18 protein-coding genes are annotated in these 26023 nt (G+C 71.3%); 13 read left to right on the top strand and 5 right to left on the bottom strand.

The window, feature by feature from the left end; genetic code table 11:
• Positions 1-99 precede the first annotated feature (99 nt).
• From STSP_RS01620 to STSP_RS01595, 6 genes are all read left to right on the top strand, one after another.
• Positions 100-2583 (top strand): serine/threonine-protein kinase, encoded by a 2484-nt coding sequence (locus STSP_RS01620; protein WP_078066803.1) that lies wholly within the window; start codon positions 100-102, stop codon positions 2581-2583.
• A 284-nt stretch (positions 2584-2867) separates the two neighbouring features.
• Positions 2868-5549 carry a protein kinase domain-containing protein gene (locus STSP_RS01615; protein WP_067270978.1) on the top strand — a complete coding sequence of 894 codons (2682 nt, stop codon included), beginning with the start codon at positions 2868-2870 and terminating at the stop codon, positions 5547-5549.
• Positions 5550-5747: 198 nt separating this feature from the next.
• Positions 5748-7433, top strand: a complete 1686-nt coding sequence (locus STSP_RS01610; protein WP_067270975.1) for a serine/threonine-protein kinase — start codon at positions 5748-5750, stop codon at positions 7431-7433.
• A 98-nt stretch (positions 7434-7531) separates the two neighbouring features.
• Positions 7532-9268, top strand: coding sequence for a serine/threonine-protein kinase (locus tag STSP_RS01605; protein WP_067270974.1), 1737 nt, complete (start codon positions 7532-7534; stop codon positions 9266-9268).
• Between the two features lie 224 nt (positions 9269-9492).
• The gene (locus tag STSP_RS01600; RefSeq protein WP_067270971.1) at positions 9493-11148 is read left to right on the top strand and encodes a succinic semialdehyde dehydrogenase; all 1656 of its coding nucleotides are present in this window, start codon (positions 9493-9495) and stop codon (positions 11146-11148) included.
• Between the two features lie 54 nt (positions 11149-11202).
• Positions 11203-13026: a GMC oxidoreductase gene (locus tag STSP_RS01595; protein WP_067270970.1), complete on the top strand. Its 1824-nt coding sequence runs from the start codon at positions 11203-11205 to the stop codon at positions 13024-13026.
• Positions 13027-13146: 120 nt separating this feature from the next.
• Here STSP_RS01595 and STSP_RS38110 read toward each other — a convergent pair whose 3' ends face one another.
• Positions 13147-14157 carry an LAETG motif-containing sortase-dependent surface protein gene (locus tag STSP_RS38110; protein WP_067270967.1) on the bottom strand — a complete coding sequence of 337 codons (1011 nt, stop codon included), beginning with the start codon at positions 14155-14157 and terminating at the stop codon, positions 13147-13149.
• Positions 14158-14409: 252 nt separating this feature from the next.
• Between STSP_RS38110 and STSP_RS01585 the strand changes: the two genes are divergently transcribed.
• Together STSP_RS01585 and STSP_RS01580 are read left to right on the top strand one after the other, a co-directional pair.
• A complete protein-coding gene (locus tag STSP_RS01585; RefSeq protein WP_408646223.1) occupies positions 14410-15588 on the top strand; it encodes a hypothetical protein in 1179 nt (392 codons plus the stop codon).
• Between the two features lie 263 nt (positions 15589-15851).
• Positions 15852-16589: a hypothetical protein gene (locus STSP_RS01580; RefSeq protein ID WP_232789485.1), complete on the top strand. Its 738-nt coding sequence runs from the start codon at positions 15852-15854 to the stop codon at positions 16587-16589.
• Positions 16590-16967: 378 nt separating this feature from the next.
• On the opposite strand, the gene STSP_RS01575 is transcribed toward STSP_RS01580, so the two are convergent.
• Positions 16968-17255 carry a chorismate mutase gene (locus STSP_RS01575; protein ID WP_067270963.1) on the bottom strand — a complete coding sequence of 96 codons (288 nt, stop codon included), beginning with the start codon at positions 17253-17255 and terminating at the stop codon, positions 16968-16970.
• A 434-nt stretch (positions 17256-17689) separates the two neighbouring features.
• Between STSP_RS01575 and guaA the strand changes: the two genes are divergently transcribed.
• From guaA to STSP_RS01560, 3 genes are all read left to right on the top strand, one after another.
• Positions 17690-19270, top strand: coding sequence for a glutamine-hydrolyzing GMP synthase (guaA, locus tag STSP_RS01570; protein WP_067270962.1), 1581 nt, complete (start codon positions 17690-17692; stop codon positions 19268-19270).
• A 114-nt stretch (positions 19271-19384) separates the two neighbouring features.
• Complete coding sequence (locus tag STSP_RS01565; protein WP_067270960.1) at positions 19385-19969, top strand: Uma2 family endonuclease; 585 nt, start codon at positions 19385-19387, stop codon at positions 19967-19969.
• A gap of 147 nt (positions 19970-20116) precedes the next feature.
• Positions 20117-20902 carry a class II aldolase/adducin family protein gene (locus STSP_RS01560; protein ID WP_067270958.1) on the top strand — a complete coding sequence of 262 codons (786 nt, stop codon included), beginning with the start codon at positions 20117-20119 and terminating at the stop codon, positions 20900-20902.
• A gap of 91 nt (positions 20903-20993) precedes the next feature.
• Here STSP_RS01560 and STSP_RS01555 read toward each other — a convergent pair whose 3' ends face one another.
• Complete coding sequence (locus STSP_RS01555) at positions 20994-21902, bottom strand: DUF4429 domain-containing protein (protein WP_067270956.1); 909 nt, start codon at positions 21900-21902, stop codon at positions 20994-20996.
• Positions 21903-22128: 226 nt separating this feature from the next.
• Here STSP_RS01555 and STSP_RS01550 point away from each other — a divergent pair, with 226 nt between their 5' ends.
• Together STSP_RS01550 and STSP_RS01545 are read left to right on the top strand one after the other, a co-directional pair.
• Positions 22129-23394, top strand: coding sequence for a hypothetical protein (locus STSP_RS01550; protein ID WP_067271068.1), 1266 nt, complete (start codon positions 22129-22131; stop codon positions 23392-23394).
• Positions 23395-23617: 223 nt separating this feature from the next.
• Positions 23618-24148 carry a DoxX family protein gene (locus tag STSP_RS01545; protein ID WP_067270955.1) on the top strand — a complete coding sequence of 177 codons (531 nt, stop codon included), beginning with the start codon at positions 23618-23620 and terminating at the stop codon, positions 24146-24148.
• A gap of 102 nt (positions 24149-24250) precedes the next feature.
• Here the strand turns inward: STSP_RS01545 and STSP_RS01540 are convergent, their stop codons facing one another.
• Both STSP_RS01540 and STSP_RS01535 read right to left on the bottom strand, forming a co-directional pair.
• Positions 24251-24499, bottom strand: coding sequence for a hypothetical protein (locus tag STSP_RS01540; protein WP_067270953.1), 249 nt, complete (start codon positions 24497-24499; stop codon positions 24251-24253).
• Positions 24486-25862 carry a PspC domain-containing protein gene (locus tag STSP_RS01535; RefSeq protein WP_078066800.1) on the bottom strand — a complete coding sequence of 459 codons (1377 nt, stop codon included), beginning with the start codon at positions 25860-25862 and terminating at the stop codon, positions 24486-24488. Before STSP_RS01535 ends, STSP_RS01540 begins: the two co-directional genes overlap by 14 nt.
• Positions 25863-26023 lie beyond the last annotated feature (161 nt).

Below are 26023 nucleotides of genomic sequence, written 5' to 3'. Positions count from 1 at the left end.
TGTGCGACCCATCATGCGGGACGGCGGACCCTGGGCGTAGGCCGGTCCCCGGGTGAGAGACAATGAAGGCTCTGTCAGGGCGGGTTGCAGAGGGGACGCATGTCGGAGGCGGAGCAGACGGGTGAACCCCGTCAGGACAACAGCGCACGTCTCCTCGCCGGGCGGTACCGGCTGGGAGGGGTCCTCGGCCGCGGCGGCATGGGCACGGTCTGGCGCGCCCTGGACGAGACGCTGGGGCGCACGGTCGCCGTCAAGGAGCTGAGGTTCCCCTCGAACATCGACGAGGAGGAGAAGCGCCGCCTCGTCACGCGCACGCTGCGCGAGGCCAAGGCCATCGCCAGGATCCGCAACACCAGCGCCGTGACGGTGTTCGACGTGGTCCACGAGGACGACCGGCCGTGGATCGTGATGGAACTCGTCGAGGGCAAGTCGCTCGCCGAGGTCATCCGGGAGGACGGGCTGCTGACGCCGAAGCGCGCGGCCGAGGTGGGCCTGGCGATCCTCGACGTCCTGCGTTCGGCACACCGCGAAGGGATCCTGCATCGCGATGTGAAGCCGTCCAACGTGCTGATCGCGGACGACGGCCGGGTCGTGCTGACCGACTTCGGCATCGCCCAGGTCGAGGGCGACCCGTCCATCACCTCGACCGGCATGCTCGTCGGCGCACCCTCGTACATCTCGCCGGAGCGGGCGCGCGGACACAAGCCGGGGCCGGCGGCCGACCTGTGGTCGCTCGGCGGTCTGCTCTATGCCTCGGTGGAGGGCTTCCCGCCGTACGACAAGGGCTCCGCGATCGCGACGCTCACCGCCGTGATGACCGAGCCGCTGGAGCCGCCGAAGAACGCGGGTCCGCTGGAGAAGGTCATCTACGGCCTGCTCGCCAAGGACCCCGAGCAGCGGCTCGACGACGCGGGCGCGCGCGCCCTCCTGCACGACGTGATCCACGCCCCCGAGCCGGAGCCGGCCGACGCCACGAAGGTCGTGCCCCTGCCGCCGGTGCCGGAGAAGCGGCCGCGCAGGGGTGGGCCCAAGGCGGGCGGTGCGTCGGCGTCGGGCGGCGGTTCGGCGTCCGCGGGTGCGGCCGCTTCCGCCGGTGCTGCGTCGGCCGGTGCTGCGTCGTCCGGTGGTGCCGCGGCCGCCGCGGGGCGCAGGGCGGAGGACGCGGCGGAGCGGCTGCGCGGCGCGCTGCGTTCGTTGCGGCCGGCGCGCAAGGCCGCCGCGGGGTCGTCGACGGCGTCCGCGACGTCGGCGGCATCGGCGGCGTCGGCGGCGGGCACGGCGGCTTCGGATTCCGTGGCCGGTCCCGATGCGGCCTCTGGGGCTGGGCCCGGTGGCGGTGCGGGGACTGCCGGTGCCGCTGCTACGGGAGCTGGTTCTACGCGTTCCGCGGGCTCTGCCGGTACTGCTGACGCCGCCGAAGAAGAGCTCGGGACGGCTGCAGGCGCGGCCGCTTCGTCCGGGGACACCCGTGGCGGCGGGGCGGGAGTGGCCGACGCCGATGCGGCGCGCACCACCGTTTCGGGAGCGGACGCCGCCAGAACAAACGCTTCGTCATCCAAGACCGCGCCCGCGGCTTCCGGTGCGGCCGACGTGACCGCCGCCGGGGACGATGACGCAGACCGGGCAGCCGACACGGGCTCAAGCTCCGCTGACGGCGCCGGCGGCGCCCGCGCCGTTGGGTCCGCCACGAGCGCGACTTCCGCCATCCGAGGCGCCGCAGAGGCGAGCCCGGCCGCAGCGCATGGCGCTTCCGGGCTTTCGGCCACTTCGCCGTCCCCGGCCACCCCGCCCCACCCCCAGCCCAAGGCATCGCTCACCGATGTGGTGCCGCGGCGCACGCTCGTGGCCGTCGCCGTGGTCGTCGCGCTCGCCGTGCTCGGCACCGTGCTGGCGTTCGCGCTGGGCGGCGACGGCGGTACGACGCAGGACAGCGGCAACGGCAGCGACAGGGCCGCATCCAGCGGTGCGAGCGCCGGCAGCGGCGAGGACGGCCGGGGCAGCGGAAGCGATACGGGTACGGACAAGGGCGGCGCCGAGGAGACGGGTTCGAGCGAGAGCAGCGGTACGGAGGAGTCCGCGGGCCAGGGGACGGACCCGGGCGCGAGTTCGAGTGCGGAGACCGGCAGCGACGACGGCACTGGCTCGAAGTACGACGCCGTGACGACGTACAAGCACCGGCAGGGGTTCTCGATAGGGCTGCCGAAGGGCTGGAAATACGTCTCGACGGATGCCGCGGGTGCGCGTTTCACCGGCCCGGCCGGGCAGAAGCTGCTGGTCGGCTGGACGACCACGCCCAAGGACGACGCGGTGCAGGACTGGGAGAACCAGGAGCGGTACATGCAACGCTCCCAGTACCAGCGCATCCGGATCGAGAAGGTGGGCTACCGCGGCTGGAACGCTGCGGACTGGGAGTTCACCTATGTGGACGGCGGCACGAAGTACCGGTCGATAGACCGTGGTTTCGTCGTGAACTCGCGACTCGGCTATGCGCTCATGTACACGGCGAAGGCGGAGAACTGGAAGACCGAGCAGCGGCGTGAGACCTGGCAGACGTTCGCCCGGACCTTCACGCCCAAGTCCTGACCTGACCCGTCCAAGCCGTCCGGCCCTGTCCCGGCCCCGTGCATCACATCCGGCCCCGTCCATCCCGTCCGAGCTCACCCGGCCCCGTCCACACCGTCCACCGCCGTCCCTCCCGTCCGAGCCTGTCGATTTCGCGGCGCGTCCTGTGAGATCCCGAATCCGTCAATGCAGATTGCCTTCGGCACGTATCGTGAGTGGTTGCGGACGGTACGCAGCCGCATCCGTGCGCAAGAGGTACGTAAGACGAACGGAATTGACCGCCGTGCGGGGACGGGGGAGGCGTCGTGGACGACTACGCGGGGCGAGTGCTCGCCGACCGCTACCGCCTGCCGCTGCCGCCGTCGGACGAGTACGAACTGGCGCAGACGCGGGCCTTCGACACCTTCAGCGGGCAGGAAGTCCTGGTCACTCAGGTGCAGTTGCCGGAGGTCGTCGAGGCGGAGGTGCTCGACGCCGAAGGGCGTCCGGAGGGGTTCGCCGGCGCGGGGCCGCGGCGCGCCCCCGGTCGCGCCACGCGCAGGCCCACGGACCCGGCGGTGCGGCGCGCGATCGAGGCGGCGCAGGCGGCCGCGCAGATCCCCGATCATCCGCGGCTCGACCAGGTCTTCGACGTGTTCGCGGACGGCGGCTCGCTGTGGATCGTCAGTGAACTCGTTGCTGCCCGGCCGCTGGCGGCACTGCTCGCGGAGAAGCCGCTCACGCCTTACCGGGCGGCCGAGGTCGCCTCGGACGTTCTGACGGCGCTGCGGGCGCTGCACGCCCATGGCTGGGTGCACCGCAACATCACCACGCGCACGGTCCTCGTCTGCGAGGACGGCCGTGTGATGCTGACGGGCCTGGCCGCCGGCGCGGCGGAGGAGGCCCTGTGCGGCTACGATCCGCGGCCCGCCGAAGACTTCGCCGGTGCCGATGACTTCGCTGCTGATGGGGAAGCTGGCGACTTCGGCGGGCCCGGCGACCTGGGTGCCGCCGGGGCCGCCGATGGTGCTAGCGGTGCAATCGGTGCTGACGGTGCCGCCGATGGCGTCGGTGCCCCCGGCGGCTTCGGCACCAGCGCTTCAGGACGGGGCGATGGAGCAGGCGGCCCGCGTCCTGTCGGTGCTCCCGCCATCGGGCCGTCCCACTCCTCCTCCGGCGCTGCGGTGCCGACGTCGCCGTCCACGCCGGCCGGCACGTCCTCGACCTCCGCTCTGGGGCGGCCCGCCCCGCAGGCCGGTGGTGATGTCGACGTCAGGGCGGCGCGCGCCGGAGCCATCGCGGCCTATCGCGCCGGCGCGCGGGCCGCCGCGCGGGTCACCCAGGAGCGGCGCCCCGACGTGCCGCCGTCCTTGCCCGCGCCTCGCTCTGACCAGGCACCGCACCCCGACCCGTCGTATGCGCCACGCTCCGGCCAGGTCCATGGAGTGCCCGACCAGGTCCATGGAGTGCGCGGGGAGCAGCCCTGGCACGGGGCGGTCCCGCGAGCCCGCGGGGTGGCGGGGCAGCCCGACGACACCCAAGGCCCGTCCGAAGCCGGAGCCGAAGCCGGAGCCCAAGCCCAAGCCCAGCCCGGTGGCGAGATGATCCCGGCGGCCCGCCACGACGGATCATCAGCGCTCGCCGCATCAGGCGGCAACGCGCCCGGCACCGGTACCGACACCAGCAACAGCAGCACCACCAGCAGCACCGGCACCCGCTGGGACGAACTCGTGGCACCCGGTCGCCGCAGCGGCGGTCCCACCACGCCGCTGGCCGCCGAACGCGCCCGGCAGGCCCGCATGGTGGTGGTCGGACCCGTCACCGAGCGATGGGCCCCGGAACAGGCCGGTCCCGTGCACGAGAACTGGCAGCTCGCGCCGCCCGTCGGCCCGGCCACGGACCTGTGGGCGCTGGGCGCGCTGCTGTTCCGCGCGGTGCAGGGCCACGCGCCGTATCCGGAGGAGAGCACCGCCGAACTGGTGCAGCTCGTGTGCGCGGAGCCGCCCGCGTTCGCGGAGGAGTGCGGCCCCCTGCGCCCCGTAGTCGAGTCGCTGCTGCGTCAGGACCCCACGGAGCGGATCGACTTCGAGGAGCTGCGCGGCTGGCTGCGCTCGCTCGTCAGGTCGGCGCCGGAACCGGACGCGGGCGCCAACGTCGTGGCGACGCCGCCGTACGACACCGGCCGCCTGCCCGTCGTACGGCGCCGCGGCGAGATCGTGCGGAAGCGCCGCGCCGCCGCGCCCGCCACCACCGGGCACAGCGGCCGGCACAAGCGGGCCAAGCCGGGCCGGCAGCCACGGCAGCCACGGCAGCGAGGGCCGAAGGCGCTCGGCCGGACACTGCTTCTGCTGATCCTGCTCGGACTCGCCGCGGCCATCGCCTACGCGATGCTGTTCATGCCGAAGGCCCAGCCCCGCAACGAAGGCGGTCAGGGACAGGACCGTACGGGAACTGCGGGCGAGGCGAGTGCCGCCGCCTCGAGCGGTGGCTCCGAGGCGGGTGCCGCCACCCCGGGTGGCGGCTCACAGCACACGCAGACCACGGGGCCCGAGCTGCCGGAGGGGTTCGTCCTGCGCAAGGACCCGGAAGGCTTCCAGATCGCTGTGGCCCGCGGCTGGGACCGGCATCCGGCCAACGACCAGGATCAGGTCCGCTACACGGACGGCGGCTTCACGCTGATCGTCGTCTCCGGCCGGGACAGCACATCGGTGTACGGCGGCGACCCCATGACGTACCAGCGCGAGAAGGAGCCGGAACTGCAGCCCTTCCGCGACTCCAGCTGGGCCTCCTCGAGCGGCATGCGCACCATCGAGGTGGGCGGACGGACCATGGCAGAGGGGCAGTTCACCTGGCAGGACGCCAAGGGGCGGGAGATCTACGTGCGTAATCTCGCGCTGATCATCGACGGCCGCTACCACGTCGTCCAGGTCCGCGGTCCGGAAGCGGAGCGCGACGAGGTCACGAGGCTGTACGAGCAGGCTTCGGCGACGTATCAGGTCACGGGCTGAGGGATGCCGTCGTAGCAGCCGTCAGCCAGCGGCCATCAGCCCAGCCGTCGCGGGGCAGGCGTCGGGCCCCCTACGGCCGGACGCCGTTCGCGCTTGCGTACGGATCGGAACGGCCCGAAAGCGCCAGCCGACCTGATCCGGTCACGTCGGCCGGAGGATGACCTTCCATGTGCACACGCGTGCGGCATGATGGGGCGCATGGGGACCGAGGGGGACAACGTCCGCGTCATCGCCGGCCGCTACCGGCTTCAGGCGCGCCTTGGACGGGGCGGAATGGGCGTCGTCTGGCGCGCCACCGACCAACTCCTCGGCCGCCAGGTGGCCGTCAAGGAGCTCGCTCTCGACGAGACGCTCTCCCCGGAGGAGGCACGGCTGCAGCGCGAGCGCACGCTGCGCGAGGCACGGGCGGTCGCCCAACTCAGCCACCCGAACGTGGTCGTCGTGCACGACGTCGTCGAGGACGACGAACGCCCGTACCTGGTCATGGAGTTGATCGACGGCGGCTCCCTCGCGGAGCGGATCGCCCGTGAAGGCCCGGTGGGCGCCGCCGAGGCGGCCCGTATCGGACTCGCGCTGCTGGCCGCCCTGCAGAAGGCGCACCAGGCGGGCGTGCTGCACCGCGACCTCAAACCCGCCAACGTCCTGATGGAGGCGGGCACCGGCCGCGTCGTGCTCACCGACTTCGGGATCGCGCAGGTGAGCGGGGCGACGACGCTCACCGAGACCGGGTCGTTCGTCGGCTCCCCCGAGTACACCTCGCCCGAGCGGATGTCCGGCGACAGAACCGGCCCCGAATCCGACCTGTGGTCGCTGGGAGCACTGCTGTGCACGGTGCTCAGCGGTGAATCCCCCTTCCACCGCGACTCCTTGGGCGGCGTCCTGCACGCCGTCGTCATGGACGAGATCCGGCTCCCGGAAGCGGCCGCTCCGTTACAGCCGGTCGTCGTCGGACTGCTGGAGCGCGACCCCGACCGCCGGCTGACGGCGGCGGAGGCGGAACGCATGCTGCGCGCCTACATCGATACCGGCCGCACCCCGCAGCTGCCGACCGACCATGTCCCCACGCAGCGCGATATGCCCCGCCACCACATGCCGCGCCCACACGTGCCACTCGCCCACGTGTCGCTCCCACACGTATCGCGCCCACATGTGTCGCGGGCTGAGGTGCCGAGGCCTGCGTCACCGCGCGGTTCCGAGCCCAGGGCCCCGAAGCCGAGGCGCTCGACCCGTACGGTGCTGGTCGCAGCGGCCCTGGTCCTGGCCGCCGTCGGGGCCGGCGTCTCCGTGACCGTGCTGCTCATGGGCCCGGACGGCGACGTGGAGCGGGCGCCCGGCACCTCCGTACCGTCGCCCACCGCTTCCCCGGAGAGACCCACTCCGACGGTGACCGTGACCCGGCAGCAGACGGAGACCACGACGGCGACTCCGGCGCCCGCGGCACCGGCCGGTTATCGCACCGCCAAGGACCCGAAGGGCTTCTCACTCGCCGTGCCGGAGGGCTTCACGCGCAAGCCGCAGGGGGCCCGGGTGTTCTACATGTCGCCGGGCGGCACCTTCCGCATCGGCATCAAGGTGTCCGACCCGGAGAAGGGAGGCCCGCTCGAGGTGATGCGCCGCTCCCACGCCGAGGGCCCCGAGAACAACCCCGGTTACCGCGACGGCGAGGTCACCGCGACCACGCACGACGGACGGCCCGCGGCCTTCTGGGAGTTCACCTGGGACGGCTTCACCGAGGCGGAGGGCGCGCGCCGTACGTACGACCTGTGCTGGGAGGAGCGCGGCCGGATGTACGACGTGTGGGTCTCGGCGCCGGTCGGCCGGTCCGACCAGGCGAAACGGTATTTCGACACGGCGGTGGACTCGTTCGTCCCGACGGCGGGTTGATCAGCCGTGGGACGAAGGGTGATGTGCTTTGTCACGGTGCTGCATCCGAACTCGACCCCAGGTGGTAATGCGTCGCTCCGCTTCGCAAAGATGTGGCCATGATGAACCAAGGGGGACAACAGGGGCAGCCGAACGAGCCGACGAGCTACGGTCTGCAGCCCCCGCAGCACAACCCGCAGAACCCCCCGTACGCCCAGGCTCCGCAGCCCCCGCAGGACAACCCGTACGCGCAGCAGCCGCCCGCGTCGCCGTATGCCACTCCCACCCAGTTCGCGCCGCAGCCGCCGCATGACCAGCAGCCCTCTCGGCCGCAGGCGCAGCCGGACCCGGGCGCCGGCCGTCTGATAGCCGGCCGCTACCGGCTGCTGTCCAAACTCGGCCACGGCGGCATGGGCACCGTATGGCGGGCGAAGGACGAGACCGTCGACCGCGAGGTGGCGGTCAAGGAGCCCCGGCTTCCCGAGCACCTGCCCGAGCGGGAGCGCGCCAACGCGTTCGAGCGCATGCGGCGCGAGGCCCGGGCCGCGGCCCGGCTCGATCACCCGGCGGTCGTCAGCGTGCACGACGTGGCCGTCGAGGACGGACGGCCGTGGATCGTCATGGAGTTCGTGCAGGGCCGCTCGCTGGGCGACGCGCTCAAGGAGGGCACCCTGGGCGCGCGCGAGGCCGCCCGTATAGGCCTTGAGGTCCTCGGCGCGCTCGAGGCGGCCCACCAGGCGGGCATCCTGCACCGCGACGTCAAGCCGGACAACGTCATGCTCGGCCGGCACGGACGGGTCGTCCTCACCGACTTCGGCATCGCCCAGATCGAGGGCGAGACCAGCCTGACGGACACCGGGAACTTCGTCGGCTCACCCGAGTTCATCGCCCCCGAGCGGGTGCTGGGCCAGCGCCCGGGGCCGGCCTCCGACCTCTGGTCGCTGGGTGTCGTCCTGTACGCGGCGACGGAGGGCGTGTCGCCGTTCCGCCGCACCAACACGCCCTCGACGCTGCAGGCGGTGCTCAACGCCACGCCCGCGGCGCCCGCCTCCGCGCAGGGCCCGCTGGCCGAGGCGATCAACGGCCTGCTCCAGAAGGACCCCGCGCACCGGCCCGGTGCCGCCCGGATCCGCCACCTGCTTGAGCAGGCCGCACAGCCGCCCCAGCCCCAGCTCCAGCCGACGCAGGTCGTCCAGATCGGCGGCGGGCCGGGCGGCACGCACATCAGGCTCGGCCGTACGGCGTGGCTTGGCCTCGGGGCCGCAGTCGTGGCCGCCGCCGTGACGGCGTATCTGGTGATCGCGAACCCCTTCGCGGGGCCGCTGCCGGAGGGGTGGAAGACGCGCGAGGAGAAGGCCCTCGGTGCGACGCTGGCGGTGCCCGCGGACTACGTGAGGTCCGAGCCTGACGGCACGAACGACAAGGAGCACTGGGTCACCTACACCGACCCGAGCTACTCGCTCTCCATCGCTCTGACCCTCTACAAGAAGTCCGAGGACAGCCTCGACGAGATCGCGGGCTCCGCGGCCTCGGAGGCGTACGACGACATGGACTCCATGGAGGACACGGAGGACGGCGTTTTCTCCTTCATGGCGGACAAGCCCGCGCCGAAGGGGAGCACCAAGGAGACCTCGTACGAGAAGGAGAAGGCGGCCGAGAACACCGTCACCTACGTCGACGACCAGACCGACTCGGACACCCCGCGCCCGCGCGAGGCCAGGGTCTTCTACTACAAGACCAAGTCCGGCGACCTGTACAAACTCTGGATCGACTATCCGGGCAAGGGCGACTTCACGGAGCGCGGCCGGGAAGTCGCCAAGGCGGCCATCGAGAACCTGAAGATCGAGAAGCTCTGATCGGACGGGTGGTCCGCGCGATCCCGTGCGGCCGTGCGGGATCGCCCCCGTCGCGCGGGGTCGCGACGGGATCGTGCGGGGTCGGGCATATCCGGCTCCCATAACCCCGGGTAACCCCTGTTCAGGACATTCGTCGCCAGCGGTCGCTGGCTCCTTGTGCGCAGTCCGTGAAAGCCATTACCGACGGGTACCCAAAAGCCTGGCGTGGCCCTACGCTCACGCCCATGACGGACTCGCAGGCCACCGAAGCCGCCTCCACGCCGGGGGCCACCCCGGACAAGACCGGCGCCACGGTCGGTACGAACCCCCTCGCCCCCGCCCCGGCGGGCGTGCGCACGGTGGCCGACGTGGTCACGCCCGAGCTGGTCGTGCAGCTCACGCGCGGCGTGGCCGGCTCCGGACGCACGGCCAACCACACGCCGTTCACCGGCGAGAAGCTGGCCGATCTGCCCGAGTCCACGTCCGAGGACGTCGCGACCGCCTTCGAGAGGGCCCGGGCCGCCCAGTCGGTGTGGGCCGCGACGCCGGTACGGCAGCGCGCCGCCGTCCTGCTCCGCTACCACGACCTGCTGCTCGCTCGCCAGGCCGAGATCCTCGACCTCATCCAGCTGGAGACCGGCAAGGCCCGCATGCACGCGCACGAGGAGGTGCAGGCCGTCGCCGTGGTCGCCCGTCACTACGGCCGCAAGGCGCCCGCGTATCTGCGCCCCAAGCGGCACACCGGCGCCGTGCCGACCCTCACCAAGGTCACCGAACTGCGCCACCCGCGCGGTGTCGTCGGCCAGATCGTCCCCTGGAACTACCCCCTGGAACTGTCGGTCGGCGACGCGCTGCCCGCCTTCGTCGCGGGCAACGCGGTGGTGATGAAGCCCGACACCGAGACCGCCCTCACCGCGCTGTGGGCGCGCGACCTGCTGATCGAGGCGGGGCTGCCCGCCGAGGTCTTCCAGGTCGTCATCGGCGAGGGCCCGGTCGTGGGACCGGAGGTGGTCCGGCACGCCGACTACGTCTCCTTCACCGGCTCGACCCGCACCGGGCGCGAGGTCGCGCAGGGCGCGGCGGCCCGGCTCGTCGGGGTGTCGCTCGAACTCGGCGGCAAGAACGCCATGGTGGTCCTCGAGGACGCGGACATCGACAAGGCCGCGGCGGGCGCGGTGCGCGGCTGCTTCTCGACCGCGGGCCAACTCTGCATCTCTATCGAGCGGTTGTACGTCCACGAGTCGATCGCCGACGCCTTCCTGGAGCGGTTCGCGCAGCGGACCCGGGCGATGCGGCTCGGCAGCGCTCTCGCGTACGGCGCGGACATGGGCTCGCTGGCCGGCGAGCGCCAGCTGGAGACGGTGCAGCGGCATGTCGACGAGGCGGTCGAAAAGGGCGCCAAGGTCGTGGCGGGCGGGGTCGCACGCCCCGACATCGGCCCGTACTTCTACGAGCCCACCATCCTCGACGGCGTCGAGGACGCGATGGCGGTGTGCCACGAGGAGACCTTCGGCCCGGTCGTCTCGATCTACCGCTTCAAGGACGAGGACGAGGCGGTCGAGCGCGCCAACTCCACGGCGTACGGCCTGAACTCGTCCGTGTGGACGAAGGACGGGCGGCGAGGCCGCGCCATCGCGGCCCGGCTGCATACCGGCACGGTCAACGTCAATGAGGCGTACGCCGCCGCGTACGGCAGCGTCCAGTCCCCGATGGGTGGCATGAAGGACTCCGGCATCGGCCGCCGCCACGGCTCCGAGGGCATCCTCAAGTACACGGAGGCCCAGACCGTCGCCCACCAGCGGATCATGCCGATGGCGCCCGCGTTCGGCATGGACGACGAGAAGTACGCGGCGTTCATGAGCCGGAGCCTGCGGGTGATGAAGGCGCTGCGCCTGCGCTAGCCGCCACCCCGTTCTCAATCACCCGTTCTCAGCAGTTCTCGACGAGGAGAGCCAGTGTCACAGGAGGAGTCTGCCCGAATCCCGGGCGACGACGGCCACGACGACCCGTACGACTACGACGTCATCGTCGTCGGATCGGGCTTCGGCGGCTCGGTGTCCGCGCTGCGGCTGACCGAGAAGGGGTACCGCGTCGGCGTCCTGGAGGCGGGCCGCCGCTTCACGCGCGAGACCCTGCCGCGCAACTCCTGGGACCTCAAGAACTACCTGTGGGCCCCGGCCCTCGGCCTCTACGGCATCCAGCGCATCCATCTGCTCGGGAATGTCATGGTCCTGGCGGGCGCGGGCGTCGGCGGCGGCTCGCTGAACTACGCGAACACCCTCTACGTACCGCCTGCCCCCTTCTTCAACGACCCGCAGTGGAAGGACATCACGGACTGGCAGGAGGAGCTGAAGCCGTACTACGACCAGGCCGAGCGGATGCTCGGTGTGCGGCTCAACCCGACGATGACGCCCTCGGACGTGCATCTGAAGGCGACCGCGGAGGCGATGGGCGTCGGGGACTCCTTCCACATGGCGCCGGTCGGTGTCTTCTTCGGTGACGGGAAAGATGCCGACGGCTCGGAGGCGGTGAAGGCGGGGCCGGGGACGGAGGTGGCGGACCCGTACTTCGGCGGCGTCGGACCGTCCCGCAACGCCTGCACCGAGTGCGGCGAGTGCATGACGGGCTGCCGCCACGGCGCGAAGAACACCCTCAACGAGAACTACCTCTACCTCGCGGAGAAGGCGGGCGCGGTCGTCCACCCCATGACGACGGTCGTCGCCGTCACCGAGGACTCGGCGGGCGGCTTCGCCATCACCACGCTGCCCACCGACAACAGGCGCAAGGGCAAGGGACGGACGTACCGGGCTCGCCGGGTCGTCATCGCGGCCGGTACGTACGGCACGCAGACGCTCCTGCACCGCATGAAGGACGGCGGGCAGCTGCCGCACCTCTCCGACCGGCTCGGCACCCTGACCCGTACCAACTCCGAGGCCCTGGTGGGCGCGCAGACCGACAACCGCCGCTACCGCAAGAAGCACGGTGCCGCGAAGGTCGACTTCACCAAGGGCGTGGCGATCACGTCCTCGATCCATCCGAACGACAGCACGCACATCGAGCCCGTCCGCTACGGCAAGGGCTCGAACGCGATGGGCGGCCTGACGACGCTGCAGGTGCCCTACCGCCCGGGCGCGCGCGTGAGGGCCTGGCTGGCGAACATCGCCCGCCACCCGTGGCTCGCCGTGCGCCAGCTCTCCAACCGGCGCTGGTCGGAGCGGACCATCATCGGCCTGGTCATGCAGTCGCTGGACAACTCCCTGACGACGTACCGCAAGCCGAAGGGCATCGGCAAGGGCCTGCTGACCGCCCGCCAGGGCCACGGCGCCCCGAACCCGCAGCAGATCCCCGAGGCCACGCAGGCCGCGACCCTCCTCGCCGACGAGATCAACGGCTTCGCCGGCTCCAACATCGGCGAGCTGATGGGCACCCCGCTGACGGCCCACTTCCTGGGCGGCTGCCCGATCGGGGACTCGCCCGAGACGGGCGTGATCGACCCGTACCACCGGGTGTACGGCCACCCGGGCATCTCGGTCGTCGACGGCGCCGCGGTCTCGGCGAACCTCGGCGTCAACCCGTCCCTGACGATCACGGCGCAGGCCGAACGGGCCATGTCCTTCTGGCCGAACAACGGCGAGGAGGACACGCGCCCGGCACAGGGCGCCGCGTACCAGCGGCTTGCGCCCGTCGCGCCGAAGTCCCCGGTCGTCCCGGCGGACGCGTTCGGCGCGCTGAAGCTGCCGTTCCTGGGTATGCCGGCGGTGCCCCCGAAGCGGTCGTAGCCGCCGCCCGCCCCCAGGGGCGGTGGCCGCGCCACGCGAGAAGGACCCGCCATGCGAAAAGGACCCGCGCTCCCCTCCGAGCGCGGGTCCTTTTCCGTCTGTGCGGGCTTGGGCCGTGCCTTACGCGGCAGCGCCCTCGCTCTTACGACGGCGGACGACGAAGATCGCACCGGCACCGCCGACGACCGCGACACCGCCGACGAGGGCGATGGTCGGCAGCATCGAGGAGGAACCGGTCTCGGCGAGGTTGCCGGTGGCCGGGATCTCGTCGGCACCGCCCTGCGGCTCCTTGCCGCCGGACGGCTTCTTGCCCTTGCCCGGCTTGGCCTCGCCCGGGTTCTTGTTGTCGCTGCCGGCCGGGAGGACGGTGAACTCGTAGAACGCGAACGAGCTGTGGACGCAGTTCTTCTCCTCGTCCACGTAGCCGCCGAGGCCGATGGTGAAGCCGTCGCCGGCAGGGGCCTTCGCGCTGATGTTCACGCGCAGCTTGATGTCGACGACCTCCTTGGCACCCAGCGACGTCTCGCCGAAGTACCAGCCGTTGCCGATCTCGTCGGCGATCGACTCCCAGGCCTTGGTCTCCGGGTTGAAGTACTCGAGCTGGGCGTAGGTGCTCAGCCAGTCCTTCTCGTCGTCGCTGTCCGAGAAGTTGTCCACGGCGGCGAGCCACTGGACGGTGCCGAGAGCCTTGTCGCTCTTGTTGGCGGCGGTCAGCGTGAACTTGTGCCAGCCGCTGCCCGCGACGATCTTGCCGGGCAGACCGGAGACGGACAGCGCCAGCTGCGAGTCGACGTCGACACCGTCCTCGTCGACGGGGCACTCCTCGGGCCACTCGGACGGCGCCGCGCTCGGCGACGCCGACTCGGTCGGCGAGGCGGCCGGGCTGCTCGCGTCCGTGGCGGGGGCGCTCTCGCTCGCTGCGGGGGTGCTCGCGTCGGCGGCCGGGCTGCTGGCCTCCGCTGCGGGGGTGCTCGCGTCGGCGGCCGGGCTGCTGGCCTCCGCTGCGGGGGTGCTGCTCTCCGACGTCGTGGTCGTGGTGTCGTCCGCGAACGCGGCAGGCGCCGACAGCAGCGCGATCGGGGCTATGACAGCCGTCGCGGCTGCAGCGGCCATGGCACGGCGAAGCTTCATGAAGACCTCAGGGAAGTCCGGCGTACTGCGGCACCGCAGTACGAAGTTGAGGAGGCCTCCGCCTCATGGGGGGACGCGGATGTGGCCGTTGGTTCCGCACATGTGACCTGTGGCCCACGGGAAAGGTTGTGCCCCTTCTTAGGGAATTCTTATGTGGCCTGCGTCACGTCTCGTCCTGGGCCTCCCTCCGGTTCCGCGGCCGCGCGGTTGCCCTAAGGTGCCGTACCTCCAACGGAAGGAGAACTGAGCACCGTGGCTGACAAGAAGCCATCCGGGGACTCCGGATCCGGATCCGAAGCGGGCGCCGAGTCGTCCTCGTCCCTGCCCGACGAGGTATGGGAGCAGTTCATCCGGGACACCGAGAGCGAGATACGCGCCTCGGCCCCGAAGGAGCCGTCAGCGCGGGCCCGTATGGTCACCGAGCGGCTGCGGCAGCAGGACGCGCGCGGTGAGCTGCCCCCGGGCTGGCGCACCGGCCCGGCGTGGCACGAGACGAAGCGGCGCGCTGCCCGGCGACGGCGCGTCTGGGCGGTCATCGGCGTTCCGGTCGCGCTCGCGGTGGCCCTGGTGGCGATGAAGCCGTCCCTGCTCCCCGGCGCCCCGTTCGGCTTCGCAGCCGATGACGCGGCCGCCCCGGCGACGCCGCTCCCGCCGGAGACCGCGCAGCCGACCGCCGCTCCCTCGGACGAGGACTTTCCCGGCGCCCCCACTCTCGCGCAGCCGTTCGCCGGCTCCCCCGCCGAGCGGTACGCCGACGGCGCCGAGGGCATCGTCCTGCCCGAGGCCGAGCCCGTCGGCTCCCTGACCAAGGCTCAGGTCGCCTTCGCGCTGAAACAGACCAAGAAGCTGCTCGTGGACGCGAACCTGAATCCCGCGACCCTGCGCGGCGACCGCCCCGAGACCGCGCTCGGCGTCATCGAGCCCCTCCAGAAGGATTTGCACGATCTGCTGGACACCGCGCTGCGCGAGCCGGACGAGGACCACGACCCGCTGCTGATGTTCAGCCGCTTCGACCCCGCCGAAGTACGCCTGGTCGGCGACGTGGTCAAAACCCGCGGCCGCATGACGTTCAAGGAAGGCGAGCGCGCCTCGGTGGTGGTGCACGCCGACTACACCTTCGTCTATCCCGTGACGCGTGCAGAGAAGGGATCGACCGAGGTCACCCGCACGATCATCCGCCGGGTGCTCGACCTGGAGCTGTCCGACCCGGCCAAGTACCAGGTCACTCCCGGCAAGCTGGCCGTGCTCCGCTACGATCAGGAGATCGGCAACTCGGCCTGCGACGTGTACGACGGCTTCCTGCACCCGCAGTTCCGCTCTGCCACGCCCAACGGCGAGGCACCCACCGGCTCCGCCGTCGACCCCTACGACCGCAGTCGTGAACTCGGCGCCGACCGCGACGAAGAGTGCGGGACGGTCACCCGTACCTGAAGGGAGGCGGCGGGCGGACTCGCGATGCGGCAGGCGGCGGGCACGAGTCCGCCTGCCGCGTCCGTGCGTCGTTCGCGTGTCCTTTGCCTGGTCGTTGTGGGGTCGTGACCACGGCCGTACAACCATTTCGGTGATCTTGGATCGTTACGTAAATCGCTGGCAAAACGGTCTTGTTGCGGACTTGGATGGCGCTTCCTCGGACGGATTCGGTTTCCGTGCGGACGGCCTTTCGGGCCGTGGATCATGAAAGTGGAGAACGAGACGTGAAGTCAGCTGCGAAGCGGGCCCTCGTGGCCGCGTCCGTGGTGGCCGCTCTGGGAATGACCGCCGCGTGCGGCGGGAACAGCGGCGCGAGCGAAGCCAAGGCGTCGCCGAAGGAGAGCTCTCAGGGGAAGGAGACCGCGGCCGCGGAGGCCGGGGCCAAGGCGCTGACCGCCGCGCAGCTGGAGAAGGCCGTCGTCACCAGCACCGACCTCAAGGGCTACAAGATCGAGAAGATGTCCGGTGCGGACATGCCGTCCGACATCGTGCCCGCCGACCCGGCCGAGTGCCAGCCGCTCGCGGACATGTTCATGTTCACGACACAGCCGAAGGCGAAGGCCCGCACCGGCCGTACTCTCTCGGGCCCCGACGAGCTCGACGCCACGGTCACCTCGCTCGCGCTCCTCGCGCACGAGCAGGCCGACGCCGAGAAGGTCATGGCAGGGCTGCGCACGGCCACCGAGAAGTGCACCGACTACGAGCACGCCGACTACAAGTACAGCGGCGTCAAGGCGCTCGACGCGCCTGACGCGGGCGACGAGGCCGTCTCGTACAAGGTCACGGGAGACATAGACGGCGACACGCTGGCGATGGGCTTCACCGTCGTCCGGAGCGGCTCGACCCTCGTGGCCTTCTACGCGATGAACATGCTCGACCCCAAGAAGGCGGAGGTTCCAGCGAAGGTCGTCGAGGCCCAGGTCGCCAAGCTGGAGAAGGTCGCCGGCACCGCCACCGGCTGAGTACCGCTTCACCAGCTGAGTGCTGCTTCCCGATGAAGCAGAGGCCGGTCGGCCCGGGCGTCCCCGGAGCCGACCGGCCCTTTGTTGACCGGGCTGCTGTCCCCTGCCGTCCGGTCACATCTCTGGAGCGAGGTCCCACGACGCACAGCACGATCCGTACGCCTCATCGCTCCAGCGGAGCCACGCGTGGTTCTCCAACGAGCCGCCCCTGGCTGGCACGGACACCCGGACCAACGAAGCCCGCGAAAGCCGGGTCACGCGCCGTACGGGTGAGAGCGGATGCGAACGTGTGCGCGGCTGTACGCCTGTGCTCGTACCGACCGCCGGCTCGTGCACATCTGCGAACACGTCTGCGAGCGCCAGGTGCGTCGTGGCACGTCAGATGCGGCCCCGGCACAGCTCGAGCAGCGTCATCGCCAGCGACGTGCCGGGCTTGCCCAGCGCGTCCCGGTAGCGGCTGAGGACCTCCATCTCGCGGGAGAGGTTCACGCGGCGTCCGCCGGAGGCGATCCGGGCGTCCTGGATCACGGCCGAGACGGCCATCCGTTCCTGGACCAGGCCGATGATCCTGTCGTCGAGCGCGTCGATGCGCTCGCGGGCGCCGGCGATCAGGCCGGCGGCCTCGTCGGTGCGGGCGCCGGTCTTCTCTGCGGAGGTGGTGGTCATCTCGGTTGCTCCTTGTCGGGGTGGTGCCCCGGTCGGGGTGGTGCCCCGGAGCGGCAGGGCCCGTGAACGACAGAGCGCCCCGGGCCTTGTCGGCCCGGGGCGCCTGGAAGTCGCTTGTCAGATGCTCAAGCAGCACGACCATGGCAGCCGGCGGGCCGGTTGCCATAGGTAAAGACGAAGGTCTGGTGCTTGCGCATGCGATCAGTATGGTCCCCGCAGCGGGCAGCGTCCACGCGGGTTCGGATGGTGAGACGAGGCGTAAGCGAAGGCGTACCGAGGGCGTAGGCCGAGCGGGTGGCCAGCGGAGCCGGAAGACCGGGGTGCGCGCCCCGGTAGAATCGACATATCAGACCCCCTGCCAGACGCAGGCCGGGCTGATGCCTGACCCCTCTGCTCACGCAGATCCGCCTGCTCAACGCCGGAAGGCCGCCGCCGTGCCATCAGCGTCCCCCGCCGCCCCCGACACCGTCCTGGTCGTCGACTTCGGTGCGCAGTACGCCCAGCTCATCGCCCGCCGCGTCCGTGAGGCCCGCGTCTACAGCGAGATCGTGCCGAGCACCATGCCGGTAGAGGAGATGCTCGCCAGGAACCCCGCGGCGATCATCCTCTCCGGCGGCCCCTCGTCGGTGTACGAGGAGGGCGCGCCGACGGTCGACCGGGCGCTGTTCGAGGCCGGCGTCCCCGTCTTCGGCATGTGCTACGGCTTCCAGCTGATGGCGACCTCGCTCGGTGGTGTGGTCGACAACACGGGTGCCCGTGAGTACGGCCGTACGTCGCTGACCGTCTCCCGCCCCGGCTCGACCCTCTTCGAGGGCACCCCGTCCGAGCAGGCCGTGTGGATGTCGCACGGCGACGCCTGCTCCGCCGCGCCCGAGGGCTTCACGGTCACGGCGTCCACGGACGTCGTACCGGTCGCGGCCTTCGAGAACGACGAGAAGAAGCTGTACGGCGTGCAGTACCACCCCGAGGTGATGCACTCCACGTACGGCCAGCAGGTCCTCGAGCACTTCCTCTACCGCGGCGCCGGCCTGCAGCCGACGTGGACGACGGGCAACGTCATCGAGGAGCAGGTCGAGGCGATCCGCGCCCAGGTCGGCACCAAGCGCGCGATCTGCGGTCTGTCCGGCGGCGTCGACTCCGCGGTCGCGGCCGCACTCGTGCAGAAGGCCATCGGCTCGCAGCTGACCTGTGTGTACGTCGACCACGGCCTGATGCGCAAGGACGAGACTGCGCAGGTCGAGAAGGACTTCGTGGCGGCCACGGGCGTTCAGCTCAAGGTCGTCGACGCGGAGGAGCGATTCCTCAACGCGCTTGCCGGGGTCTCCGACCCGGAAGAGAAGCGGAAGATCATCGGCCGCGAGTTCATCCGGGTCTTCGAGCAGGCCCAGGCCGAGATCATCGCCGAGGCCCCCGACGACCAGCCGGTCGAGTTCCTGGTGCAGGGCACGCTCTACCCGGACGTCGTCGAGTCCGGCGGCGGCACCGGCACCGCGAACATCAAGTCCCACCACAACGTGGGCGGCCTGCCGGAGGACCTCGAGTTCAAGCTCGTCGAGCCGCTGCGCAAGCTGTTCAAGGACGAGGTCCGGATGGTCGGCGCCGAGCTGGGCCTGCCGGACGAGATCGTCCACCGCCAGCCCTTCCCGGGCCCCGGCCTCGGTATCCGTATCGTCGGCGAGGTCACCAAGGAGCGCTTGGACCTGCTGCGCGAGGCCGACGCCATCGCCCGCGAGGAGCTCACCGCGGCGGGCCTGGACCGCGAGATCTGGCAGTGCCCGGTCGTGCTGCTCGCCGACGTCCGCAGCGTCGGCGTCCAGGGCGACGGCCGCACCTACGGCCACCCCATCGTGCTGCGGCCCGTCTCGTCCGAGGACGCCATGACCGCCGACTGGTCGCGCCTGCCGTACGACGTACTGGCCAGGATCTCGACCCGCATCACCAACGAGGTCAAGGACGTCAACCGCGTGGTGCTCGACGTGACGAGCAAGCCGCCGGGGACGATCGAGTGGGAGTAGCACTCCCGAACGGGTCAACGACTTCGCCGTCGCCCATTCGTTTGGGCGGCGGCGTTGTCGTTCACGGTGGGTAGTCTGATCCCACGGGCCAGACTTACGTCCATGGGAGCACTCATGAGCGCAGAGATCGCGCACCACTGGGCGGTGCCACCGCGAGATGGCTACACCGTGGACGACCTTCTTACCCTGCCTGACCTCCCGCCGCACACTGAGCTGATCGACGGGAGCCTGGTCTTCGTGAGCCCGCAGCGGAACTTTCACAGCATTGTGATCGACCTGCTGGTGAGCGGTCTGCGCCGCACTGTCCCCCCTGAGCTGAGGGTCCGCCGCGAGATGACCGTAGTGATCGACAAGCGCAACGGCCCGGAGCCGGATGTCTCCGTCGTGCGCGCCACGTCGGTGCGGAGCCCGCAGCAGACCTACTACCAGGTCAGGGACGTGCTGCTGGCAGTCGAGGTGGTGTCGCCGGATTCCGAGTCCCGCGACACCGACACCAAGCCGCACAAGTACGCCAATGCCGGGATCCCCTACTTCTGGCGGGTCGAGATGGCTGGTACGGATGAACGCCCGGTCGTCCATACCTTTGAGCTCGACAAGGAGCGGCGCATCTACCAGCCCACTGGCCCTTTCCGTGACAGGCTCAAGCTCTCCGTGCCCTTCGACATCGACATCGACCTCACCGAGATCGACCAGCTCTGACCGCCACCCGGCGGCCGGTCTGACCCGGCCCCCCCGATCCGGCCGCCAGCTTTTTGTTCAAGACTCTGTCCTCTTGCCGTGACCGGCGGTAACTTCCGGCCCCATACGACGACCAGGTCCGCACACCGACGGCCGGAGGACAGACCCATGCACGCGCCCGTGCCCATACCGACCGATCATCTGCAGTTCGCCATGCCACCGGCGCACGAGTCGGTCGCCGACGAGCGGCGGTACCGCAAGGAACGACTCGCCGGGGCCCTGCGGGTGTTCGGGCGTCTCGGGTACGAGGACGGAGTGTCCGGACATATCACCGCGCGGGACCCCGAGTACACGGACTGCTTCTGGGTGAACCCCTTCGGGGTGCCGTTCCAGCACGTCACCAGCGGCGACCTCGTCCTGGCCAACGCGGAGGGTCAGGTCGTCGAGGGCCGCTACCACGTCAACCAGGCGGCGTTCACCGTGCACGCGCAGGTGCACGCCGCCCGCCCCGACGTGGTCGCCGTCGCGCACTGCCACTCGGTGTACGGGCGCGCGCTGTCCACGCTGCGCGAACTCCTCGACCCCATCACCCAGGAGGCGTGTGCCTTTTACGAGGATCATGCCCTATACGACGACTACAGCGGTGTCGCCGTGGACGCGGACGAGGGCCGCCGGATCGCGTCGGCGCTCGGGCCGCGCAAGGCGGTGATCCTGCGCAACCACGGCCTGCTGACCGTCGGCGACTCGGTCGACGCGGCGGCCTGGTGGTTCATCTCGATGGAGCGCTGCTGCCAGGTCCAGCTGAGCGCCCGGGCCGCGGGCCGGCCGACGCTGATCGACCACAAGCAGGCGGTGGCGACCCGCGACCAGCTCGGCGGCGATCTGGTCGCGTGGATCAACTACCAGCCGCTGTGGCGTGCCGTCAGCAGTACGGGACCCGATCTGCTGTCGTAGGAGTTCGCTGCGGCGCCGTCGTGGCTGGTCGCGCCCACGCGGCGGAGCCGCATATCGATGCAGCCCCGCGCCCCTTCAGGGCGCTAACTGCTCAGAACCCGCGCAGCACCGCCCGTTTCGTCGCGGCGAACTCCTCGTCCGTCAGGACGCCCTCGCGGTGCAGTGCGCCCAGTTCGCGCAGGCGGCGCAGCAGGACGTCGTGGTCCACGGGGCCGGTCCCCGAGGGCGGCGGCGCGTCGTCGCGCGGGGCCGCCGGGCGCGGAAGGGGACGGGCGGCGTTCTCGCCGGTGTGGGTGGACGGGTGCGGCAGCCGCGCCGTGACCGCGGTCGCGACCAGGGCCGTCAGCAGGTCCCGGCGAGCGTTGCCCCACAGGTCCATGGCGTACGGGTCCTTCTCCGGCGGCAGTGTGGAGAACGCCGTCTCCCTGGTGACGAACCGGAGGAACCCGTCCTCGTACCCGGAGTTGGGCAGCCACTCGACCGAGACGAGATCGGCGAGCTCCATGATGCGCGGTCCCGTCGCCCGCTTCACCCGGTCCGAGCTGTCGCTCCAGTCGATACGGACCTGTGTGCCGTCGAACGAGACCGTGCCGTCGCTGGACCGCACCGACACCGGGACGGGCGGGCCCATCAGCAGATACGACGACGTGGGTTCCTTCGGTATCTGCTCAAGGAGCAGGGCCTGGCGGATCTCCTCCGCGACGTACTCGGCGACGCCTGCGCGGTCCGTGTCGACGCTCAGCCGGTAGGGGTCGGCGGCGTCGGGCAGCCGGCCGCCGGTGGCCTGCAGCAAAGGGTCGGCACCCTCGCGCAGCCGGATGCGCAGTCGCCCGCGCTTGCGTTCCGGCTCGAAGGCGACGCCCGCCACGGCTTCCAACGGCACCGCCACCTCCCCGTACGTCTGGCGGAACAGCGACACGGAGCGGTGGAGGCCGGGTGTGATCCGGACGGTGGCGCCGTCGAACGCCCATGCCCCGTCCCGCTGGATGATCTCGGCCATACCGAAATTCTCGCAGCCGGGTCAACACAGCATTCCCGGCATCACCCGCCCTGACCTGACCCGCGGGAACAGCGACGCTTGCGGTGCGGCACAATTCCCAGCACGACAGGCAGATTTGGCGGACAAGAATCCCATAACGGGAGCAACACCCAATAAGCAGGATCCACGGGATCTTCGGGATGTGGGATTCGGGATTTTGGAAGCGCGCGGGAAGGCGGCGGCGGTCGTGGCGGTGCAGGAGGCGAGACAGGGCTCGCACGAGGGCGGCTGCGCATGCGGTGACTGCCCGCACGGCGCGCGCGAAGGACACCGTCGTGCCGTAGCGGCGTTCCTCGCGAAGCGTGACGAGCTGGCCGCCGGTCAGGGCCTGCCCGCGGCCGTCGCGCACTCGGCCGGCGCGTCACGGCAGTGGGTGTCGGACGAGCTGACGCAGTCCGCGGACCTCGTCGCCGAACGCAGCCGTGCCGAGGGAGAGGCATGGCTGGCGCGGCTCTGGCGACGCACCCTCGTGGTCGTCTGGGCCGCCGTCGCCGTACTGCTCCTGGTGCAGGCGCTCACGGCGATCGGCGCCGGGTGGTCCGCGGCACGGACGGCCGGGCTGCTCGCGGCCCTCGTCGCGGCCGCCCTGCTGAGCGGCGCGGGTTATGCACACCGGGCGCGCGGCGGAGTGCTCGCGCCGGTGATCGGCGAGGACAACCGGCTGTCCACCTCGCGGGCCGTGGCCGCCTGCTGGGTGCTGTTCGTCGTCTACGCCGTGCTCGTGCTCGCGGGCGAGCTCGCCGCCGCCTCCGCTCGCCGGGAGCGCGACGAGCTGATCGCCGGGCTCGACCTCGCCCGCGGTGCCGGGGTGGTGACCGTCGTCGCGGTGGTGTGCGGTGTCGCCGTCCTCGTACGCCGTGTCGTGGCGCTGCGCGTGCTGGGCCAGCGGCTGCAGAAGGTGCGCGCGGACCGGCCCCGGGCCGCCGACCTGCTCACCGACGACGCGGGCCGCGGCAGCTTCGCCGACACGCAGTACGTCCTCGTCAGCGCCGTCGCCTTGGTCTTCGCGGCGGTACGGCTTGCGCGCCGCCCCGAGCAGCTGCCCGATCTGCCGTGGGGCCTCGCGCTGCTGGTGCTGGTGTCGGCCGCGACGTATCTCGCCGGCAAGTACGCGGAAGGCGGGCGGCCGGTGATCCTCTCGGTCGTACGGGCCCGCGAGGCCGGCGACCTCGATGCCCCCATCCGTACCGGCGACGACGTCGAGATCCGCGGCGCCGGTTTCGTCCCGCCCGGGGCGGGCACGGCGGACCGGCTGGCGCGCATGGTCGTCCGGATCGGCACGGTGCACGCCCATGTGCCGCTCGTCCCGGTACCCGGGGGCTTCACCAACCCCACGGACACCGTGCTGACGGTGCCGGTGCCCGTCGATGTCGAGCCCGGCCGGGTCGAGGTCCGGGTGATCACGGCGGCGGGCGTGGAAACGAACGCGTGTGTGATCGACGTGGTGGACTGAGGCGCGGAGCGCGAAGCGCGTCGGCCCGGGTGCGCGGCCTGCGTACGGGCGCGGTGATACCGCCGAATAGTTGTGGACATTCCGCCGAACCGCTGGAAAATGCCGCGCAATTGTTGGGTCTGCCGACGAATACGTCATATGCCTGGTGAACCACGCCTTCTTGGCGTACGTATGAAGTCTGTTGAAGACTAAAGCGACCGGGTGGGAGAGGCGGCTCAGCGCGATGGTGCACGGTATGCGCACGGACAGTCACATCAGCTATGTCAACGGAGATCGCAGCGACTGGCGGGACACCGCGACCCGCTACGCGCTGGTCCCGTTGCGGATCTTTCTCGGATTCACCTTCATCTACGCGGGCATCGACAAACTCACCGACAGCGCCTTCATGTCGGCGACGGGGACGGGCTCGGTCGGCGAGATGATGCGCGGAGTGCGCGACGTCTCCGCGATCCCCTCGCTCGTCGACCTGGCGCTCGAGAGCCCGGTCGGCTTCGGATACGCCATCGCCCTCGGCGAAGTAGCCGTCGGCATCGGCACCCTGTTCGGCTTCCTGACCCGGCTCGCCGCGCTCGGCGGCGCCCTGATCTCTCTCAGCCTCTGGCTGACGGTGAGCTGGGCGACGAAGCCCTTCTACTACGGCAACGACCTGGCGTATCTGATGGCCTGGCTGCCGCTGGTCCTCGCGGGCGCGTCGGTGCTGTCGGTGGATGCGGCCATCAGGGGGCGGCGCGGGCGACGCTCCGAGTACGCGTAGGCCGCCCCCGCCGAGTACGCGTAGCCCCGCCGAGTACGCGTAGGCCGCCCCCGCCGAGTACGCGTAGCCGGGAAGCCGGGGCCGCTCAGGGGCGCGGGGCGCTCAGGTGGGCGGAGGCGGCCCGTCCGCGGGACTGGGCCCGGGCCTGGGGGCCTTGCGTCGGCTGCGGCGTACCGCGTAGGTCATGCCCGTGGTGACGGCGGCGAGGAACAGGCCGACCACCACGATCGGGATGATCGCGTACCACGGGGTCTCCCAGGCCCCGCGGGCGTCTCCGAGGTAGGCGACCCCCGCGGCCAGCAGGAATGCGCCCGCGACCAGCTTCCCCGGCTGGAACTCATGACGTAGCACGGACCACCTCCGCCTGTCCGACGCCCACTTGCAGCCGCAGGTCGACGGTCCCGCCGTCCTTGCCGCTGCCCGCCGGAGGCTCCAGCGTCACGTTCCTCTCCTTGCCCGGGGCGACGTCCACGTCCTTCTGGTCGTCGCCCGGCAGCTGAATGTCGCCGATGCCCACTTCGACGTGCAGGTTCACCGTGGTGTCCTGCGGGACGACGACCTCGATGCGGCCCACGCCGACCTCCGCGTGCGTGGTCAAGGTCTTCCCCTCGCCGATGTCCACGCGGCTGAGGTCGAGCGTGCCGACGCCCGTGCCCAGTTGGTACGCAGGCTGGACCGTGGCGGCCGTGGCGGGTGCCCACTCCGTGCGCGCCCACTGCGTGGTGACGTCCTTCGGCAGAGCCGCCGACGCCGTCAGCAGTCCCGCCGTGACGATCGCGAGCAGGATCGAGCCCACCCCCGTACGGCCCGCGAAGGCGCTGATCGCGATGCCCAGCGCGAACACGGTCAGCGCAGCCGCCAGACCGGTCTGGAGGCTGGTGACGAGGGTGTGCTCGTCCCAGGTCAGGCCGGTGCCGAGGGCCGCCGCGGCCAGTGCAAGCAGGAACACCCAGCCGCCGATCCAGCGCGGGCCGTGCGAGCCGTTACCGCGCGGCCCGCTCGGCTGTGGCGGGCGGGCTGTCGCGTACGTGCTGGTCGCGCGCGCCGGCTGTGAGGTGCTGGGCGCGGCGGCGGAGCCCTGCAGATCCGGAGGTCCCCACAGGTAGCCCGTGCCGCCGACGTGCGTGCCGTCCTTGACGATCGGATCGCGCCACCAGGACGGAATCGGGTCGGTGACCGGGGGCGGCTGCGCCTCGGGCGGAGCTCCCCCGTAGCCGAACCCATGGGAGGCACCCCCGGTGCCCCCGTCCGGAGCCTGAGCGGCGAGCGGGTCGGCTTCGGCGGTGCCGCGCTGCGCCGACCAGTAGCCGGCGCCGGCGAGGAGCAGCGCCAGGACCGCGGCGAAGGTCAGGACCCCGCCGTTGTTCAGCATCGACAGGAAGAGTCCGCAGCCGACGAGCGCGAAGAGCACGGCCGTCAGGGTCGGGCCGTCGATCCGGCCCGACAGCAGCCTGCGGGCCTCGTTCTCCTCCTCGTCGTCGAACGGTACGAACAGCCAGGCGAAGCCGTAGAAGATGAGGCCCAGGCCGCCGGTGACCGCCAGGACGGCCAGACCGATCCGGAAGATCACCGGGTCCACGTCGCACTGCCGGCCGAGACCGGCGCAGACCCCGCCCAGCATCTTGTGCCGGCGGTCCCGGCGGAACGTCGACAGGGGCGCCGGCTCGGCGGAGCCCTGGTCGGCGTCGGAGGCGGCGGGATGCTGATCCGTCATGTGTCCATGGTGACGGCGGATGAGGCACGACGGGAGCGGGTCCGACCCTGGACGAACCCTGATATCGGGCCCTGACGTCCCCGTGCGCCCGCGGCCGGTGGGCAGGCGCGCCGCTCCCGTTGTGGGCAATCGTTCCGCAGGGCGGAACGGGTGGGCACAAC

It is taken from the genome of Streptomyces jeddahensis, from assembly GCF_001642995.1.
GTDB lineage: Bacteria > Actinomycetota > Actinomycetes > Streptomycetales > Streptomycetaceae > Streptomyces > Streptomyces jeddahensis.
The sequence above is the reverse complement of the archived record's forward strand: the minus strand, read 5'-3'. Positions and strand labels throughout refer to the sequence as shown.